The organism is Moorena sp. SIO3H5 (genome assembly GCF_010692395.1).
In the GTDB taxonomy this organism is placed as follows: Bacteria; Cyanobacteriota; Cyanobacteriia; order Cyanobacteriales; family Coleofasciculaceae; genus Moorena.
Map to the genome: position 1 here is coordinate 1 of NZ_JAAHHS010000154.1, position 16,227 is coordinate 16,227.

The 16,227-nt window shown below is 43.4% G+C and carries 16 protein-coding genes; 7 read left to right on the forward strand and 9 right to left on the reverse strand.

Features of this window, described 5'->3' with window-relative positions; translation table 11 throughout:
* On the forward strand, nt 1–968 hold a 968-nt coding region (locus F6K52_RS17665), incomplete at its 5' end, for an aminotransferase class V-fold PLP-dependent enzyme (RefSeq protein WP_293080067.1).
* 682 nt (nt 969–1,650) lie between these two features.
* Here the strand turns inward: F6K52_RS17665 and F6K52_RS17670 are convergent.
* Complete coding sequence (locus F6K52_RS17670) at nt 1,651–2,328, reverse strand: hypothetical protein (protein ID WP_293080069.1); 678 nt, start codon at nt 2,326–2,328, stop codon at nt 1,651–1,653.
* Nucleotides 2,329–2,704: 376 nt separating this feature from the next.
* On the opposite strand from F6K52_RS17670, the gene F6K52_RS17675 reads away from it, so the two are divergent.
* Together F6K52_RS17675 and F6K52_RS17680 are read left to right on the forward strand one after the other, a co-directional pair.
* Complete coding sequence (locus F6K52_RS17675; RefSeq protein WP_293080072.1) at nt 2,705–3,928, forward strand: AI-2E family transporter; 1,224 nt, start codon at nt 2,705–2,707, stop codon at nt 3,926–3,928.
* 141 nt (nt 3,929–4,069) lie between these two features.
* The gene (locus F6K52_RS17680; RefSeq protein WP_293080075.1) at nt 4,070–5,269 is read left to right on the forward strand and encodes a homocysteine biosynthesis protein; all 1,200 of its coding nucleotides are present in this window, start codon (nt 4,070–4,072) and stop codon (nt 5,267–5,269) included.
* A 101-nt stretch (nt 5,270–5,370) separates the two neighbouring features.
* Here F6K52_RS17680 and F6K52_RS17685 read toward each other — a convergent pair whose 3' ends face one another.
* The 7 genes from F6K52_RS17685 to F6K52_RS17715 form a co-directional block, all read right to left on the reverse strand.
* Nucleotides 5,371–6,126, reverse strand: a complete 756-nt coding sequence (locus F6K52_RS17685; RefSeq protein WP_293080077.1) for a cysteine dioxygenase family protein — start codon at nt 6,124–6,126, stop codon at nt 5,371–5,373.
* Nucleotides 6,127–6,667: 541 nt separating this feature from the next.
* Nucleotides 6,668–7,234, reverse strand: a complete 567-nt coding sequence (locus F6K52_RS17690) for a GNAT family N-acetyltransferase (protein ID WP_293080080.1) — start codon at nt 7,232–7,234, stop codon at nt 6,668–6,670.
* 71 nt (nt 7,235–7,305) lie between these two features.
* Nucleotides 7,306–8,343 carry a hypothetical protein gene (locus F6K52_RS17695; RefSeq protein WP_293080083.1) on the reverse strand — a complete coding sequence of 346 codons (1,038 nt, stop codon included), beginning with the start codon at nt 8,341–8,343 and terminating at the stop codon, nt 7,306–7,308.
* Nucleotides 8,344–8,578: 235 nt separating this feature from the next.
* Nucleotides 8,579–9,562, reverse strand: a complete 984-nt coding sequence (locus tag F6K52_RS17700) for a DMT family transporter (RefSeq protein ID WP_293080086.1) — start codon at nt 9,560–9,562, stop codon at nt 8,579–8,581.
* 236 nt (nt 9,563–9,798) lie between these two features.
* Nucleotides 9,799–10,572, reverse strand: a complete 774-nt coding sequence (locus F6K52_RS17705; RefSeq protein WP_293080089.1) for a hypothetical protein — start codon at nt 10,570–10,572, stop codon at nt 9,799–9,801.
* Nucleotides 10,569–11,618, reverse strand: coding sequence for a Rieske 2Fe-2S domain-containing protein (locus F6K52_RS17710; RefSeq protein WP_293080092.1), 1,050 nt, complete (start codon nt 11,616–11,618; stop codon nt 10,569–10,571). Before F6K52_RS17710 ends, F6K52_RS17705 begins: the two co-directional genes overlap by 4 nt.
* A 112-nt stretch (nt 11,619–11,730) precedes the next feature.
* On the reverse strand, nt 11,731–12,243 hold the full coding sequence (locus F6K52_RS17715; RefSeq protein ID WP_293080095.1) for a hypothetical protein: 513 nt from the start codon (nt 12,241–12,243) through the stop codon (nt 11,731–11,733).
* A 39-nt stretch (nt 12,244–12,282) separates the two neighbouring features.
* On the opposite strand from F6K52_RS17715, the gene F6K52_RS17720 reads away from it, so the two are divergent.
* Nucleotides 12,283–12,546, forward strand: coding sequence for a hypothetical protein (locus F6K52_RS17720; RefSeq protein WP_293080098.1), 264 nt, complete (start codon nt 12,283–12,285; stop codon nt 12,544–12,546).
* Between the two features lie 491 nt (nt 12,547–13,037).
* On the opposite strand, the gene F6K52_RS17725 is transcribed toward F6K52_RS17720, so the two are convergent.
* A complete protein-coding gene (locus F6K52_RS17725) occupies nt 13,038–13,484 on the reverse strand; it encodes a YraN family protein (protein ID WP_293080101.1) in 447 nt (148 codons plus the stop codon).
* Between the two features lie 41 nt (nt 13,485–13,525).
* Between F6K52_RS17725 and F6K52_RS17730 the strand changes: the two genes are divergently transcribed.
* The 3 genes from F6K52_RS17730 to F6K52_RS17740 all read left to right on the forward strand — a co-directional run bounded on the left by F6K52_RS17730 (nt 13,526) and on the right by F6K52_RS17740 (nt 15,754).
* Entirely contained in the window at nt 13,526–13,873 is a 348-nt protein-coding gene (locus F6K52_RS17730) for a hypothetical protein (protein ID WP_293080104.1), read from the forward strand.
* A gap of 233 nt (nt 13,874–14,106) precedes the next feature.
* Nucleotides 14,107–14,472, forward strand: coding sequence for a YtxH domain-containing protein (locus F6K52_RS17735; protein ID WP_293080106.1), 366 nt, complete (start codon nt 14,107–14,109; stop codon nt 14,470–14,472).
* A 685-nt stretch (nt 14,473–15,157) separates the two neighbouring features.
* Nucleotides 15,158–15,754 carry a DUF948 domain-containing protein gene (locus F6K52_RS17740; protein WP_293080109.1) on the forward strand — a complete coding sequence of 199 codons (597 nt, stop codon included), beginning with the start codon at nt 15,158–15,160 and terminating at the stop codon, nt 15,752–15,754.
* Nucleotides 15,755–16,227 lie beyond the last annotated feature (473 nt).

A 16,227-nucleotide genomic window follows, 5' to 3' on the forward strand; every position in this document is an offset into this window, starting at 1 on the left:
GCGCGACACAAACTCCTACCCGAAGCCAAAACAAGGGATTGGGAAATCACCAGCTAGTAGCATTCATCTCCGATCAGGCCCACTATTCCTTTTTTAAAGCCGCAAATTTGTTGGGCATGGGGATAGACAATGTAGTCAAAGTCAAATCCGATGGCGATCAGCGCATGTGCCCGCAACAATTAGACGCTGCTATTCAACAAAGCCTAAGGGAAGGAAAAACACCTTTCTTTGTGACAGCTACTGCGGGCACTACCGTTGCCGGTGCATTCGATCCGTTGCCCTCAATTGCAGAAATTACCAGCAAATATGGACTCTGGCTACATGTGGATGGGTCTTGGGGTGCTCCAGTTTTGTTCAGCAACCAGCACAAGCATCTGTTGCAAGGTAGCTCCTTAGCAGATTCGTTTACTTGGGATGCTCACAAACTCATGGGCGTGCCGTTGATTTGTTCAGCTATTCTAGTCAAACAACCAGGGACTTTATTGGAAGCTTGTTCTAGTCAAGGTACTCACTATATCTTCCACGATGATGAAGATAGTGCCTATAATCTCGGAACTATGTCCTTGCAGTGTGGGCGGAAAGTAGATGCCCTTAAGCTGTGGCTAGCCTGGAAATACTATGGCCAAAATGGTTATGAAGCACGGGTTGACCGCTTGTTTGAACTCGCTAGCTACGCGGCGGATTATATTCGCAATTGTGAGAATTTAGAATTGATAGTTCAACCAACATTTTTGAATATCTGTTTTCGCTATAATCCCAGAGATAACAGTCTGTCTAATCATGGTTTAGATCAGCTTAATCTGGAGATACGTGAGCAATTAATGCGCTCTGGTCAAGCATTAGTCAATTACTCTCAGTATCAAGAACAGATTGTAATTCGCTTCATTCTCAGCAATCCAGAAATTAACGAAGCAGATCTAGATAGCTTTTTTGCTAACTTTATCAAAATTGGTAATAGTTTATTATAGGAGGTCTCACGGGGTGACAACAAAGCTCAAACCTAGATAGGTTTTAGGTTTTAGGTTTTAGGTATTGGGTAAAATGAGCGCTTCGGAGTCATTTGTATTTCCCAGCAATTGAAGCAATTTTCACGCATACTTCGTCAATGATAGTTTTAATCAATCCATCCCCCTTGACAATTTTACCTAACACCTAACCCCTAAAACCTAACCCCTGTAAGATTTTAAAGAGCGCTTGTCACCCCCTGAGATAGGAGGTACGGAAGAGCCATAAAAACAAAAAAAAGCTGACGAATCTATAAGTGAACGCCAGCATATCAATTGTAAAGGTGTAAAAATAAGGTAGAGAATGGGAAAGATAAAATATCTTATCTCATCCTGCTGTTTTGTCTAAACAAACATTAGTCTAAACAAACATTGGAATCTGTGTGACTAAACTACTGAATACCAAGATAGTACTCCAGAGAAGGTGGCGATAAAGACCCATCAGCTTAGCTATCCTGACGACCTGGTGACTAACTAGTTAATAGTAATAGATAATAATAGATAAATATTAAGGTAACAATAATTTTTGGTTAAGGATGAATTATCAAGAAGGATGTTCCCCTGATAGCTTTACCGTCGGGTAGGATGAATTATTAATTATCAAGTCAAGGATGAAGGGTGAAGGGTTCATCCTTCATCCTTAAAATTAGCGATTATCAATGTTAAGGACTAAATCAGACTTCAAGGTTATATCTAAATCTGTGTCAGGGTCGATGACAACTACTTCTACATCTTCCTGACCTCCTGCAAGGAGAAGCTCTGTAACCAAACCGAGTCCAGCACCAGCTAAAACTTCCCAAAACTCAAGCTTACCAAAGATTTCAGAGAGTACAGCCCCAGCAGCTGCACCAATAGCAGCACCTTTGAGCAAATCGGGATCAGTGTTTTTGGTAATAGTTTCAGTTTTGGTGACAACCTCGGAGGTGGCATCAAGGGACAAGGATTGATCACTATCCCTGAGAATCAACTCTTCGGCGACAAACTGAGAACCTCCTTGAACTGGACGCACTTCACCTTCAATCTCACTACCTGCTGGAATTAGGAGGGTTCCTGAAAAGGAGACTACATCTCTAGCTACTATCACCGTTATCGGTAGAGTTTCATTACGAGTGACAATGACTCTGTTGGCGTCGTCGGATTCAACTGGTATCAAAGTCCCAGCAGGAATGATGACTTGAGTAAATTGAGCCAACTGTGGCTCGATGTAGAATCTAGACTGGGCAGTAGCTTGAGTAGCCATCAACATTGGTAACGCCACAGTTGAAGTGATCCCCAATGCTGTGAGTAGAGCGATTCTGGACTGCCAACGATGGGAAATAAACATTAAATATATCTTCCTTGAGGATGAGTACAAGCGATTAATTAGACTAAAAAGAGCATAGTTATGTTTCCCAAGGTGAGCATGAACTATGGGAGCATGAAAGCAACCGTAGGCTAATTGATCAAAATTCTGGGCAGGATACCCCACCTACACCCACCCGACCTTTAAAGCTGCTTGTCACCCCATTACCCCATCACCCCCATCTTCTGCTCCCGGAGCCTTCGCGTAGCGTAGCCCTTCGGGCTAATCGCATCCTGTCTGTTTGAAAACCTAAAATTTGAAAACCTAAAATCTGTAGAATTGAGGTAATATAAGGTTTTTGAGCCCCATAGCACTAAAATTAGGTCTGGGACTGCTAGAGCCAGTGGGAGGTTTCACCATGAGTCTAGGCACATGGATTGGTCTACTTGCCTTTATCCTTTCGTTATACATTCTGTGGCAAATCCGCAAAGTACTGTTGCTGATATTTACGGCTGTGGTACTTGCCAATGCCTTAAATATCTTGGTGGAAAAATTCCGCCGGGCTGGCATCAAACGGCTTTTTGCTGTCCTGCTGTCAATTCTTCTGATGGTTGCTCTGGCGGTAGGGTTTTACTGGCTAATTGTGCCACCCTTCGCAGAGCAAGTGCTAGAACTGATTGATCAGGTTCCTAGGGGTATAGAAGAATTAGTTGACCAGTTGGAGGTTTTGTCAGCGCGTCTTCCCCAAGATCTGATTAATTTCCCCGAGATCCAATTAGATTTAGATCAGCTAATTCAACAGCTACAACCGTTACTTAATCAGTTATTGGGTGGTGGATTCTCCATTGCCTTTAACTCTTTGGCTGTCCTAGCCCAAGTTTTGCTGGTATTAGTTTTGACCATAATGCTATTGGCTGACCCCAAGGCTTATCGTCAAAGCTTTATCCGACTTTTCCCATCTTTCTATCGCCGTCGAGTTGATCAAATTTTGACTCTATGTGATCAATCTTTACGGGGCTGGTTAGTAGGCATTCTCGTTAACATTGCTGCCATTTCTGGCTTAAGTTTTGTGGGTTTGGTCATCCTACAAGTTAAACTGGCACTGGCACAGGCGGCTTTGGCAGGTATCTTGACATTTATCCCCAATATTGGCCCTGGATTGAGTGTAGTCCCACCCATTGCGATCGCTCTACTAGATGCACCCTGGAAAGCGATCGCTGTTTTAATTCTCTACATTGTTATTCAGCAGGTCGAAAGTAATTTGCTGACTCCCCTGGTGATGAAGCAACAAGTATCCCTGCTACCAGCAGTAACCCTTTTGGCTCAGGTATTTTTCGCAACATTCTTTGGTTTTTTAGGTTTACTGTTAGCTTTACCATTAACCGTAGTTGGTCAGGTTTGGCTAAAAGAAGTTTTAATTAAAGATATTCTCGATCAATGGAAAACTAGTCCGATATCGATCAGAGATACCCAGACCCCAAAAGAAACCGTTGCGATCGCCTTTGGCGCGGCTTCGCCGATCGCATCACCAAATCCTGATTTAGCCAGCCCAACTACATCAAAGGATTCCCAGGATAGGACTGAATCGGAGAATAACCCAAAATCCGACAAATCAGATCAGATACATAAGGATCAAGAGTAAACCTTCATCAGCCTTCAGCCGTTACAACGCAAGCTATGGATTTTAAAAACTGCCTATGATCACGCTCGGCTGACGGACGTAAGCTAAGATACCACTGGCTAGTGATATTTTGGAAAACCTTTCTCCCCATTCCCAATCCCTATGCGAACCATTGCTCAAATTAATGACAAAATCGAGGGTAACTGTGCCGTAGTGTGGACAGTGGAAGAATTAAAAGCACGGGTGGCAGACATCGGTGTCACTCAGGCGGCGAAAGAAGTAGACATCATTACTACCGGTACCTTTGAGCAGATGGAGTCTTCCGGAGCAATCATGAATTTGGGACATACTGACCCACCCGTGAAAATACGGAAATGTTGGTTAGATGGAGTTCCAGCTTACACTGGCTTCGGAGCAGTGGATTTGTTTTTGGGAGCAACTCAAGTTGTTGACTACCCAGATAACCGTGAGATTCCAGATATGGAAGAACATAGGCAAAGGGGTGGTGGTCATGTGATTGAAGACCTGATTGCTGGGAAACCCGTCCACCTGCAAGCCCTCGGACAGGTGACAGATTGTTATCCCAGAAGCTCCTTTGAGACTACGATCACTAAGGAAAGGATTAATCAGTTTTACTTATTCAATCCTCGCAATCTGTATCAAAACTTCATAGTAGGGGTGAATGGAGGCGATCGCCCCTTGTATACTTATTTGGGTTTGCTACAGCCCAAACTCTCCAATGCAGTTTACTCTAACCCAGGAGCAATCTCACCCCTAATCAATGATCCGGAACTGAAGGTAGTGGGTATTGGCACGCGGATTTTTATGGGTGGAGGTATTGGCTATATTGCTTGGGAAGGGACCCAACACTTCCCACTGCAAAAACGCCTTCCCAATCAGACACCTATAGGACCAGCAGCAACTCTAGCGTTAATTGGAGATGCCAAGCAAATGAATCCCAAATGGGTACGGGGTTGTTACTTTAAAAATTATGGCCCCTCTCTGATGCTAGGTGTGGGCGTACCAATGCCAGTACTGAATGAAGAAGTAGTGCAACGTTGTGCTGTACAAGATCAAGACATTGTTGCACCAGTGGTAGATTTTGCCATTCCTAGACGGGTGCGTCCAACCTTTGGGTTAGTCAGCTACGCTCAGCTGAAGTCTGGTCGGATCACTATTGATGGTAAATTAGTACGTGTAGCTCCTCTTGCTAGTATTTTCCGCTCCCGGCAAGTTGCTATGGAATTAAAGCAATGGATTGAGAGTGGCAAATTTACCCTAACTGAACCAGTAGCACCAATTCCGATGGACCGCTCATTTATACCTCAAGACCTATGGGGTTCACAAATTAGTTTGGATTGATTTCATTGGTCATTTTAAAATTGAAAACTGAAAATTTAAAAGTAATACTTAGCAAGTAATAATTAGCAATTACCAATTAGCAATTACCAATTATATTTAGCTTACTTGAGCTGTGACATTTGCTCATCTAAAATAGCTAATTTTGAGCGGAGTAGAGGATTGTCCTGTACTGCAAGGATTCGACAAATGCGATCACGCATCTTTTCGTGGTGTCTGAGCGTGGTCTCAGCGTCTGCTTGTAAGCCGTAGTGGCGCTCTTTAATTTGTGTCTCTGGCAAGCAGAAGAACACCCCTCCATCAGTTCGTTGAATGCTGCCTTCAAGCAGGTCAAAGATTCGTGCGTTGCTAGTGATGGAGCCCTTGGAGTTTTCGGTCCCGTATACATGAAGGCTAAAAAAGCAGGATTCTCCGGGGTTGCCCATCTGGTGAATCATATCGTCAGCTACTGCTTTTACCTCTCCTGAGCTAAAGTCCAGCCGCTTCAGGGTTTGCAGCAATCCATCTGTTAAGGTATACACGTAGTGTTCCGCCTCGCCAAAGCACTGTACTGCTCCCCATTGGGCTACGCCGTGGTCATGAATCGTGCTGTAGTCTCCTGGAGCCCAAGACATAACCATAATTTCAAAGGAATCGCACTCGTACACTAGCTTTCGACCGTAGCTCTCGGTGATGGGATGATCAAAGTCAGCCCATCCTATCAAGTCTTCCGGTGAAATGCGTGCATCCAAAATGCACTGACGAGCAATTTTCGGTACCAATACCGACTGACTTTGGATATTACTAATTAAGCGCTGGATACTCTTGGGAAGACTTTGCTCAGATACATAAGTCTTCATGCCAGTAATAATCTGAATCATTTTGCCATCCTCTAATTTTTGAAAAAACTTGGTTGTTTGTCACTTGAAAATGGAGACTTAAAAATTGAAAATTCACAAAATGGGATTAACCATCCTAGAATAGATTAACCGCAATAAGGGATTAACCGAAATTGATACTATTACTAGGTAAGGAAATAGTGTTAGGGTAATGGTGTTAGAGTTTACTATTCAAAGCCTAATCCCTAATACTTAATCCCTCATCCCTAAATTTACCTAACTAATCATTCCTCACTGCTTGACTTTACTGTATAGACCTTAAAGGTGTAGGCTGAGATAACGCTGATAAATTCCTCACTATCCTCTGAAAAAGATTGAGAAGTATCTCAGCTTATTTTTATTCAGGACACATGATGATTATTCCTCATATCATCAAAGATTTCTTCAAGCTATAGCAAGCCCGATTGAAACGAGAAAGAAATCCCTGCACCTCTTCGACCTCCTTCCCATCTTCCCATCCGTTAAATCCCCTTGAACTATCGGTTGCAAGCTCCTCCCATGCTCACAACTCTGACACAGATTGCTATAATTCAGGACGGTAAGGTAAGATATGGGATAAAACAAGCTGCATAATAACCATGTCATGCCAGCGTCCCTTGAAAAACCCAATTTCTTTTTGAACACCTACAACCTCAAATCCAAATCGCTTGTGAAAATCAATACTCCCTTGATTGCAGCCCAAAATTTTAGCCACGACATGGTGATAGCAAAACTCTTCAACTTTCTTAAGCAATGCTGTTTGTAAAATACTGCCGTAACCCTTACCAGTTTCCGCTAAAGAAAAATAAATCGAAATCTCGCAGCAAACACGATAGCCTAAGCGAGGGCTATAGCGCTTGATGACACCCCACCCAATAACACAGCTTTCTCGTTCTGCAACCAGTATGGTTTCGCGATCGCCAAACTTATTCGCGAGTCCCTCCATGTCCTCAGCGGTATAAAATTGGCAATCCATCGTACTGTTGCCTGCAGCGATAGACTCGTTATAAATAGATGCAATTGCTTGAAAATCGGTATCTTGATATTGCCTTACCAGAATGTTGGGATGCTCTGATAAATCTGCACAGAAATTTTCTTGTTTAGTTGACATTTTTCTGCACTTATTTTTTTGCCCGTAATTATTTTTTCTCTCTCAATTATAATTTAGAGAACTAAAAACTCCTAATCCTCAACCAAACACAACGATAGGTTTTTTCTCGGCTTTCGATAAAATTCAATCATCCAGGTGAATAATCGCTCCATTATCGATTGGTTGGTTAACATTTCTAATCTAGCAAAGCCACCAATATTTCCTCCATTGATTTCGCTAATGCACCAGTTACCCTCATCATTCATCAAAAAGTCATATCCCAAGGTATGTATACCCCGACAGCGATAGTGTTCAAAGGTAGCGTCAATTGCTTCTTTTTCTTCAGAGCTGATATCTGATAAGAAACATTCTCCATCTACGCTGACATTATGCACCCAATGACCACTTTTCGAGCGGCGGATATAGGCACCGTAAATTTCCCCATCTACCACAACAATCCGCTTGTCTCCCACATCAACTCGCTGCAAATATTGCACAAATTGTAGTGGTTTTCCTGTGGAACCTTTCAGATAATTTATCACCTCGGAAAAGTGAGTAAACTCCCTGGTACCTGCAAAGGGATTATCCACTAAGAAATTACCGTTGTGATACCAAATTTTAAAAACTCCTCTACCACCACAACTATTATATCGCTTAGCCACAATAACTTGGTGCTTTTCAAAAAAAGCTAATCCTTCCATCCAGCTATCGGTTACCATCATTTCTGGTGTAAATTTACTAGCTAATTTGAGGAAGAATTCTTGCTGAATTTGCTCATGAATTCCCGTAGGACTGTTGACAAATTTTACAAAAGGCTCCCACAATCGTAGTCTATCTAGATATCCTTCAGGAAAAGGCTTTAAGGTGCGACAAAATACCAAGTCAAACTCCTCTAGCGATCGCCAATCCTGGGCTTGTGAATCTAATTCGAGAAAGGTAGTGTAAGGTAGTATTCCCTTCACCGGAGCTACCTGAATCGATTCAGTATTTGCTCCTTGGTTGAAGACGCCCTCCGTAGGGATGTGGAAAAATTCAAATCGTTCGTCTACCGCTAGCCGTTGGTAAAATATGGGTATGTCCAGTAACGGACTAGAGTATCGAGAAGGATTGCAAATGGAAAGTAATTTCATCTTACATTACTTATGACATTACTTATTAATTTACTTAATTTAGAAGCTGATTCAACTCTACCGATTACTAACTCTTTTATACTCCTTTGATATAAATAATTATACTGATGAGGTACGCCAATTTTTGTCCCTACGCTGAGCTTGACCCGTAATTAAATTCGCCACGGGTCGCACCGCTCCCTACTCCCTAACCACTCATAGTAACTACCTCACTGAATTGAGAACTGCTATCTACTTACATAGAAGATGCAGAACTTTCTCCTCTAGCTGCAATTTCCTGTGTTGGTTGGGGCTGTTGTTTACTAAAGTTAGTGATTGACACTCCAATCATGATCACAATAAATGCTATTACTTGCATCAGTGAAGGGCGTTCTCCATTGAGAACTAGCGCATAAATTATCCCAAATACGGGGGATAATACAGTCCACTTGCCCACCGTCTTGGAGTCTAGCTTTTCGAGGGCAGCGTACCAGAGAAATTGGGTAATCACGATGATAATTAGCGCATAGATTCCCATCACCATCCAAAGCTGACCTGAAAAGACATCTCCAAAATGAGACGGACCAAATAAATAACTAGCGATCGCGAAAAATATTACAGCTGATATAAAGTTACGGCTGAAGACAATTACCGACAAACTATTGTGTTTAGAAAGGGTCAACTTGCCGATAATCGAAGTAACTGCATACAAAAACGTTGAGGCCAGGATTAAAAGGTCTCCCTGATTGATTTGATAATTACTGCTTTTGAAAACAATAGCAAGAACACCAACGCCAATCAGAGAAAAGCCAATCCATTCCCATTTTAGAATACGCTTGCCAAAGAAAAGTGCTCCTGCCAGAGCATAGAGTACCGGACCAAATCGCCCCAATAAGACCGCATTAGTGACAGTAGTTTCTTGTAGCCCCAAGAAAATCAGTGCAGAAAGTAATGCTGCTAAACAACCATTAATAAACAATCCCAGAAGCAGCTTTACATTCAACTTTCGGAGTTCATTTAGAATAGGAATTGCTCCAAAAAAAGCCACCACTGCCAAAGAGGCACAGAGATTGCCAACAAACAGAACGTTACAAAACGATATTGGTGTTTCCTTCCCGCCACTGAGCATACTAGCGTTGGCAATTAGGAAAGCAATTACCGAGGGTCGCAATGCTGCCAAGGCCCGGGAGACAACTAGCAGCAATTTGGGATTAAGGTTATTGATACTATTGGCAATCATTTCCGTTCTTAAGGAAGAGTGGTGTATCCTTTCCTAGTAAAGCATTACTCCAGTAATCATAGGAATGAGTAAATCAATGATTAGGTAAAACCTAAAAGGGGGGGGATAGGGATACCTAAATCTATCCTTTTCTGTTAATACATATTTAAGATCATTTGTCAAATCCTATACAAGCGTGGGGAATCCGAGGAGTGTGGGTAATTCCGTTACCCATCCATTGCCCATGATCCCCAGCTTTACTGAGTTACCAGCTCATAACTTTCCGGGTCAGCTTTGAGAACAAACATATCCCCATATTGAACTACTTCCCCAGTGATGCGGATAGGGTCAGCTACCTTATCCAAAATCCGGGAGTTAATCGCCTGGTTTTGCCGATCTACTAGGAGCAGATAAAGATTATCCCCCTGCTGGTTGTAGACTAAGAACACCGGAGGAACGCCACCACTGATGCAGCGAATGGCACAGGAGCGATGGGTTTTAGTTTGTCCTGGTTTCATCACCCCGGGATAGCATTTACTGTCTAAAATCTCTCCTAAGAGGGAGAACTCACCCAGAGATTTACCCGCATCCGGTTTTACTGCTCCCGAAGGAGGGTCAATTGCCTCTGCAGAGCGAGCTGCTATTACCGTCAGGTTGTTGCGATAAACTGGACTACCAGTTAGCTTGACCCACTTTCCCACTTGATCCAAGACGCTGGATCTCGGTGAGGTTTTTCCCGGACCCGTGAGCAAGTAGCGAGAGTAGGCCGCTTCGGAAGAGGTATCCCCTGGACGGGGTACCAGCAAGTGAGGAACAGGTTTTCCTAACAGCAACCCTTCAAACTCTTGAGCCTTATTGACCTTTCCAGAATTAAACTGGTCATGAATTAAGGGGAAGACAGCCCCTAGAATTAGAATCACCAGGGCTAGGACGGGAATCAATATCAACAGAAACCGTTTGATACCGGTCGGCACCTTACCATAAGCGATATAAAATTCATCGGTGTTTTGACCTTGGCTGTTGGTAGTCATGTCTGTTCCTCCATGGCGATTACAGCAGGGCTAACGCTAGTACCAGGAAGGTTCGGTATAGTTTTCACCAAAATGCGATCGCCCTCTAATTTAATATCAAACGTAGGGATTTTTTCTGTAAACGGTGGCGGGGAAGCACCATTTTCTGGCAGATACTGATAACCGTGCCATGGACAGGTGATGCAGCCATCCACAATTTTTCCCTCCCCTAGAGGGCCATTCTGATGCTGACAGACGTTGGAAACAGCAGAAATCTTACCGTCATACTTAAAAATTGCCACCCGCTCGCCTCCGAGAGTGACTATCTTAGCTCGATTTTCCGGGATTTCTGCGATGCTGCCCGCATCCACAAATTCTTCGTTTCCTGTAACCAGGTCCTGATTATCCTGCCCGAACTCCCTAATCCCTGCTGCCAAATGCACTCCCACAATCCACACTAGTCCAACACCAACAGCAAGGGTCAGAACTGGATGGGTGTTAGTTTGCAGTGCTCCTAGCAGGACATGACCTGTCAGTAGTGCGTAGGCAACATAAACGCTCATATGTAAACCTTTCCAAACCGGAGCCGTTAGGTTAGCCAGCCAGAAATCGTGGCTAGTGGCTGCCATTAGGAACAAGATCACCAGGGGAACAAATCCCAAAACCTGGAAGGGAAAGCGAATAAAGGTAAGATAGTTAGTATTGCTCAAAAACAGACTAACCAAAGGTTCGAGATTGCCGAAGTCGTGGTACCATTGCAGGCCAAACCGGGTGTGCTGGAGAGCCAAGAAGAACATCGTAACCCCCATATGACGCCGATTGTAGAGCAGGGGATAGAATTTTGGACTCAGGCGAGTTAGCGGACCAATGGATAAGATGACGTGCAACAGGATGAAAGCAGCTGATCCAAAAGCGCGAATCCTGACTCCCCTGATGTCGATGTTGCTATCGAACCACTGGGTAACATTGATGAAAAGTACAATATAAAGGGCAACTAGGCTCAGAAGGATAGCATCGTAAATAAACTTCTGGCGGTTCCACAGAACAGCTTTATAGGCAACACTCATTTTTTTACTAAAGGTTAATTGCTATTGCTCATTAGTGATTAGTGATTAGTGATTAGTAATTAGTGATTAGTAATTAGTAACTATCAGTAAACCTTCTTTTATTTACTAAGCACTAATAACGATAAACTTTAGTCAGTTTGGCTGGCAATGGTAGAGCTGCAATCAGCTTTTGTTGCCCCTGGCTGTAGATCAGCAAATGTCCCGCTTTGCCTCGCACACTGGCAGGAAGCAAAAATTGTTTACGAGATAACCCTGCCAGATTGCCTAGCAGTATAGAGCGATCGCTAATTTCTGTGGGGGCTTCCTGCCTAGGGTCCCAATACAGCAAGGGGTCGGGAACTTGGAGCAAAGAAAGAGACTTAAGTTCCATCACCAGTTTCCCTTGGGAATTGACAAAGGTTTCAACATGAAACCGAAATGTTCCATCCTTAAACTGCGTTGAGCCAATTGCCTTTCTGGGTTGGGTTTGTGTCACGAACCCTGCCTGTGTAAATAAGTTATTGGTAGCTACATCAACTGGTTCGTAACTAGGACGCAGTAAAATCCCTGCCAAGAAGCACACTGGTAGGACAACTGCTAGTACCACAAAGGAATAAAAGTGAGTTTTACGGCGAGCGAGAATCATGGCATTTCCCTTTCAGGTCAGTCGTTTTGCCGATATACGGTGAGCATTGCGTTCACTCGGAAGAGTTTTGCCTCTCAACAGGCGAGTGGCAAACATCGGCCAGAAGGCAGTCACACCGGGAATGATCATAATGCGAAAGCCGATCGCCCATCCATGGACATTGGGATCCACCCGTTGCACGCCAAAGATGACGAAAGGAACCGCAAAAATCAAACCAGCGACCAGGTAGACGCGGAACAGTTTTATGATCCACTCGACAATAGCAATGGTGAGGCTTTCCATGTTTCTACTCTTGAGGAGTGATGGATATGATTCAGTTTATACCAAGCTATGACAATGGGTATCTGTTTCTTCTTTAAGATTAGGTAATACCCGAGAATCTGTCTGCCTGAAAAAATCGTATGTTTGTGACACCCCCACCTGGGTAACAGACCTCTTAAGGCGCTTGTTGTTTTAGATAAGGACCGAACAGAACAAAGACCGTTGTCCAGAAAAATCAGGCAAAAGCAAGCCAAAAGGCAATCTTGACGATGTAAGCATTCAGCCGTCAGCCGTCAGCCGTGAGCTAAAGGCTCACGCTGCGCGAACAGCAGACTTAACTGAGATTAAACTAATGCTTACCTGTTTTATTCAAAATGGTTTCCTCATCAATAAGCGTGCCCATAGCCCATAGCCCATAAGCTGAACGCGCACGCGTGCGCATTAGCTGATAGCTGATAGCTGATAGCTGATAGCTTACTGGACGATTAAGAAAGGATGAGCTAGCAGCAAAACCCAACCCCCAAGCCGAGTAGCTAATCAAAAGCTGACTGCATGTAGTGTTGTAGCATCAGCTTATACCCTGCCACCAATACCGGTTGAGCTAGTTCAACTATCTGACTTTCGATCTCTTGATCTGCGGTTGTAGAGTGTAAAGATTGGCTCAGGCACTGGCAACGGACAAGAGCAACATCAAATCGGCACGGTAGATTAGCTAAATCTGGATGTTTTGACAGAAATAACTTAGCTGTACGCCGGAGTTTAGCTTGCTTTTGTGGTGTAATTGCTAGCATACCATCGGCATCCCAATTCCCTCGACTGCGAGTTTTAACCTCTACAAAAGCCAATGGCATCGGGTTTCCTTTGGCAATTAGGTCAATCTCTCCCCATCGACAGCGCCAGCTATGGTTTAGGATGACCCAGCCTTGGCTTTGTAACCACCTAGCGACTAACTTCTCTCCCAGTTGCCCAACCTTAGCCATCTTATTATTGTAAAGTCAATTGTATAACTGGTATCTTGATTATGATACTTGTAATCGTTATTAACATTATGCTCTCCCTGTTGTGTCTATACATTGCTTGCCAAATGTGGCAATTGGGACAGTGGCTTTCATCTATCGCGAATCGCTTGGAAAGGCTTGAACGCCGTATATATAAAAATTTATATAGTGCTCCCAAGGCAATTGTTCTTGGGCAAGTAGGTATTCATGGTGTGAGAGAGCAGTATCAAAAATTACAGCTTCAGCTACACACACTCAAGCAAATTTTTCTACTTTTGGGTATGCTTCAAAAATTTGGAGGATTTAGATTGCGCTTTAGTAATAAACCGACGAGCAAGAAAAGCTTAGTGCCTCAAAAGCGATCGCACTAGTATCGGGTTGTGACTAGTATCGGGTTGTAGTATTCCCAGCATAGCGCTCACCAAGCCCAAGCTGCAACTGAGATCACCCTCACCGTACCTGTCGTGAGAAACCCCACACTCTTACCCTACTAACTACTGATCAATTATCAAGCTACTTGTAGGATAATAAACCAAAACCATTTACTATAAAAGTTTTATCCATCCCATTTATATAAAACTGTTGGAGGAACACAAATCAAAAGATGTCAAAAAAAAGTGCTGGAGCATTTATCGGTGGCATGCTATTGGGTAGTGCCGTAGGAACAGTGGTAGGGTTACTAATTGCCCCCCGTACTGGTCGCGATACGCGCAAGCTATTGAAAAAATCAGCAGATGCCTTACCCGAATTAGCCGAAGATCTTTCTAGCAGTGTGCAACTACAGGCAGATCGCCTTTCCGATTCCACACTGCGTAACTGGGATGATACCCTAGCTCGACTAAAGGTAGCGATCGCAGCAGGTCTTGAAGCTTCTGTCCCTGAAAAAGGTTCTGTCCCTGAAAGCGTAGAGCCTCAAAAGTCCGAGTCGGCAGTTGCCGCAGAGTCAAACTCGTCCGCTAATCAACATTAGCTTTAGGCATCCCGGACGGGGGGTAAGAAGGTTTAGTGCTTTTTTTTGGTGTTACCGATTGACCCAATCTCATGGGTTTTTTCTTACGTGCCCTTCTTCTGCTTCTTCCCCCTCTTCCCCTTCTCCATAAATCAGCCCCCTACAAGTGCAACATCCTGTTTTTGTGTCGGTTAGCCGAGTTGGGAAGATCGGAAATGGAAAAATTTATCCTATGCTGCAAGTATTACCCAATAATATCACTAAACGTTGTCAAATACGTTGTCAAATGTTAGGAAAACTGATAGGATAAAATTGATGAAAGCTGATTTGTAAACGGAGCTATAAACATTGCAGTCCAAGGCTTTCAGGAATGCGGCCTAGTTTGCCCCCTGTTACCTGAAATCCATATCTGTCAAGGTATTTTATCTCTTAACATTTACTTGATAAATTAGCTATGAAAGTTTGGGCTAGCTTAATGGTGTTTTATGAAGGGTGTTTTTTCAAGACTTCAAGCGCACCTAATGGCTAGTCAGTTAAGTTAACTTAAGCTTAATTACTGAAGGCGAGGGCTTGATCAAAAAAGCCGTAAACTTCGATTTTTCCTTGCCAGTTACTGAATCATAGCACAAGTTAACCTGTATAATAAATCAACGGTCATCACCACTCTCTCCCATAGACGGGGCTTCCCAACATCCTAGGATTTTTTGTGATTGATCCTCTATTTTGGCTCGGGCTTTCCTTTCTGCTCGTAGCAGTTAGTTTAACCGCTGTTTTAGTAACGTTATTACCTGCTGTACAAGAGTTAGCGCGGGCAGCTCGTAGTGTGGAAAAATTAGCTGATACCCTAAATCGGGAATTACCACCGACCCTAGAAGCCATTCGGCTGACAGGCTTGGAAATCAGCGACTTGACAGATGATCTTAATCAAGGAGTAAAAAGTGCTGGTCATGTGGTTCAACAGGTTGACCACAGTATCAGCAGTGCTAAAAACCAAGCCCAAAAAGTCAAAGAGAATACTCGCAATGTGGTTAAGGGTTTTAAAGCTGCCTGGAAAACTTGGAGGGGTACCTCACCAAAATCCATAGGTGCGACCCGTGATGGCGAGCAATCCCTAGGCATCACGGAAAGCCCACCTATTCACAGAAAAGCTCTAGAAATTTCTGAGACTGATCAACGCTCATCAGATGTTAATCAGCCAAGGCTCAGAGATAGTAACTATAACCATAAAGAGGTCAATCACGGCACTCGTGAAACCTCTGATTACGACATCGATGATAATTCTATCGATGATAATTCTTGTTAACGAAAGCAATACCAAGATTCGAACCTGAAGACTATACAGAATAAATAAAGAATAAATGTAATGCCACCCTTTAGTTTATAAATTCAAGGGTGGCATTATACCGTTTTTGTTAATATTTTGTTAATGGATGAAAAATCCAGTTAGTCAGTAATTGAAAACTGGTAAACACCAGCAGATAAAAGTATAGCAATCCTATTAAATTAAAACATGCATAAAAATCAGTCCAACTCTCGGTAGATTGGGTGCATCTCATATAGCACTAAGCATTAAGGTTTTTGACATTTATAAAAGCTGAAAAAGGTGCGACCCGTGATGGCGAACGCGCCCCGCGTGACCTATGGTCAAGGGATTGCTCGCCATCACGGAAAGCGCACCTGCGGACTTTGCACGTCAACTTTTGCTTCTTGCCTCTTGCCAATCCCATTGCGCTATTTTTGTAAAAAAGAAGGAGAGTGTGGGGAGAGCGGGAAGTG

Excerpts from the sequence above, each read along its gene's own strand:
- F6K52_RS17690 (WP_293080080.1), bottom strand. The coding sequence starts at position 7,234 with ATGTCAACTAAACAAGAAAATTTCTGTGCAGATTTATCAGAGCATCCC.
- F6K52_RS17670 (WP_293080069.1), bottom strand. The coding sequence starts at position 2,328 with ATGTTTATTTCCCATCGTTGGCAGTCCAGAATCGCTCTACTCACAGCA.
- F6K52_RS17700 (WP_293080086.1), bottom strand. The coding sequence starts at position 9,562 with ATGATTGCCAATAGTATCAATAACCTTAATCCCAAATTGCTGCTAGTT.
- F6K52_RS17675 (WP_293080072.1), top strand. The coding sequence starts at position 2,705 with ATGAGTCTAGGCACATGGATTGGTCTACTTGCCTTTATCCTTTCGTTA.
- F6K52_RS17735 (WP_293080106.1), top strand. The coding sequence starts at position 14,107 with ATGTCAAAAAAAAGTGCTGGAGCATTTATCGGTGGCATGCTATTGGGT.
- F6K52_RS17715 (WP_293080095.1), bottom strand. The coding sequence starts at position 12,243 with ATGATTCTCGCTCGCCGTAAAACTCACTTTTATTCCTTTGTGGTACTA.
- F6K52_RS17705 (WP_293080089.1), bottom strand. The coding sequence starts at position 10,572 with ATGACTACCAACAGCCAAGGTCAAAACACCGATGAATTTTATATCGCT.
- F6K52_RS17710 (WP_293080092.1), bottom strand. The coding sequence starts at position 11,618 with ATGAGTGTTGCCTATAAAGCTGTTCTGTGGAACCGCCAGAAGTTTATT.
- F6K52_RS17680 (WP_293080075.1), top strand. The coding sequence starts at position 4,070 with ATGCGAACCATTGCTCAAATTAATGACAAAATCGAGGGTAACTGTGCC.
- F6K52_RS17725 (WP_293080101.1), bottom strand. The coding sequence starts at position 13,484 with ATGGCTAAGGTTGGGCAACTGGGAGAGAAGTTAGTCGCTAGGTGGTTA.
- F6K52_RS17730 (WP_293080104.1), top strand. The coding sequence starts at position 13,526 with ATGATACTTGTAATCGTTATTAACATTATGCTCTCCCTGTTGTGTCTA.
- F6K52_RS17695 (WP_293080083.1), bottom strand. The coding sequence starts at position 8,343 with ATGAAATTACTTTCCATTTGCAATCCTTCTCGATACTCTAGTCCGTTA.
- F6K52_RS17685 (WP_293080077.1), bottom strand. The coding sequence starts at position 6,126 with ATGATTCAGATTATTACTGGCATGAAGACTTATGTATCTGAGCAAAGT.